At 61.3% G+C, this 1,739-nt stretch carries 1 protein-coding gene and 1 pseudogene; both read right to left on the bottom strand.

All coding sequences use genetic code 11. The features are described 5' to 3' along the window. Positions 1 to 208: 208 nt before the first annotated feature. Positions 209 to 1,030, bottom strand: a pseudogene (istB, locus tag GWC77_RS27615) (IS21-like element helper ATPase IstB). A gap of 491 nt (positions 1,031 to 1,521) precedes the next feature. Next, positions 1,522 to 1,739 (bottom strand): ATP-binding protein (locus GWC77_RS27610; RefSeq protein ID WP_173262628.1); only part of this gene is annotated, 218 nt, incomplete at its 5' end.

The following is a 1,739-nucleotide window of genomic DNA, read 5'->3' as shown; positions in this document are numbered from 1 at the left end:
AAATAGGAATCCGAGAACCACTGCAAGCGCGCCGTCGAGGACGTACTTCAACTGGTTGCTACTGTCATGTCCCAGAAATAACTTTGCATAAGCGGGCGGCGTTGGTGCACGGATAGGCAAACGAAAGACGGGTGTAGATTGTCAATTACGATGGCCGCCCGAGCGACAACTATCTTGGCCGGTCGGCGCGGGGTTAGTTGTCGCTGCGTCAGCTCGTCATAGTTGTCGCTCCTTCCGATTCGGGTTGGGGTAATTGACGCCGCCGTGTGCGCTTGTTGTCGTCGGCGCTGCGACGCCGGTAGCTTTCCACGTTCAGCTCGAAGATCGTCGAGTGGTGAACTAGTCGGTCGATGGCGGCCACCGTCATCGACGGATCTGGGAACACGTCGCTCCAGCCGGAGAACGGCTGATTGGCCGTGATCAGCAGACTGCGCCGCTCATAGCGTTCGGCAATGAGTTCGAACAGCACGCTCGTTTCCGCTTGACCCTTGCGCACCTATGAGAGGTCGTCGAGGATGATCAAGTCGAAGTGATCGAGCTTGGCGAGCATCGATGGCAACTGCAGGCTCTGACGTGCCGCCTGTAGCTTCTGCACGATTTCGCCAGTGCGTGTGAACAGCACCCGGTATCCGGCGTCGATCAATGCATGGCCGATGCCGCAGCCTAAATGGCTCTTGCCGGCACCCGGAGGCCCGAACAGCAAGATCGTGGCGCCTTTCTCAAGCCACGAATCGCCGCTGGCAAGCGCCATCACATGCGCCTTGGAGATCATCGGCACCAAGCCGAAGTCGAACGTCTCAAGCGTCTTGCTCGGGTCCAGGTGCGATTCGACACGATGCCGCGCGATGCGCCGTTTCGCACGCTCGGCCAGTTCATGCTCGAGCAGCGCGCCGAGCAGACGCGTCGACGGCCAGCCTTCCTTGTCTGAGCGCTGCGTGAACTCGGGCCATAGCCGCGCTATGGTCGGCAAACGCAACTCGGTGAGCATCAGCCCCATACGGGCGGCGGCGTAGGTTGCAGGCGCGTTCATACCGATACCTCCTCGCCGATCAGCGTGTCGTAGAGCGCCGCCGCCGGCATGTCGACCACCACGTCCGGGCACTGCGCCTGGCGCGGCGCAAATTCATGCTGCAGGGCTTTGTTCAGCGAGGGCCCCTTGCGGGACGGCAGGGTGTCGGGTAGAAAGAGTGCGGGGATCTCTCGGACGGGTGAGCTTGCATGCCTTACAAGGCGAGACTGAAGACGGGTGAGGCGCGCAAACGAGCCAAGCCGCGCTGTGCGGTCACGAACGCGCATGCGTACAACGAGAGCCTGAAGCGGCGCGGGCAGCTCAGCCTGTATTGTCCCGAGGGCGACTTGAAGGCGCTGTTCATCAACGACACGCCCTACCCGAAGGGCGTGTCGGGCCAGGCCCAGACGTACAGCGAGGCATACCATGTCACGGATCGGCGTAATCGAGCCGGGGATGATCGGCGTAATGAGGCCACCTGGAATGGCCCCGAAACGCGATTTCGAAGGGCCTCAAGAATGCGTTTTTTTGCCTGATTTTGCAACCGTGTTTTCGCCGTTTTCTGGCATTGGTTTCGGCGTGCGGTAGCTCTCGCCCTCGATAACGATGCGGTAGGCGCCGTGGCGCAGCCGATCGAGTGTGGCGGCGCCGAGGATGCGGTTGTCGGGGAACGCATCGCCCCATTCGCTGAAGTCCAGATTTGACGTCAAGATCGTCGCCGCGCGTTCAT

Source organism: Paraburkholderia sp. NMBU_R16, from assembly GCF_013282575.1.
Taxonomy (GTDB): domain Bacteria; phylum Pseudomonadota; class Gammaproteobacteria; order Burkholderiales; family Burkholderiaceae; genus Trinickia.
The sequence above is the reverse complement of the archived record's forward strand: the minus strand, read 5'-3'. Positions and strand labels throughout refer to the sequence as shown.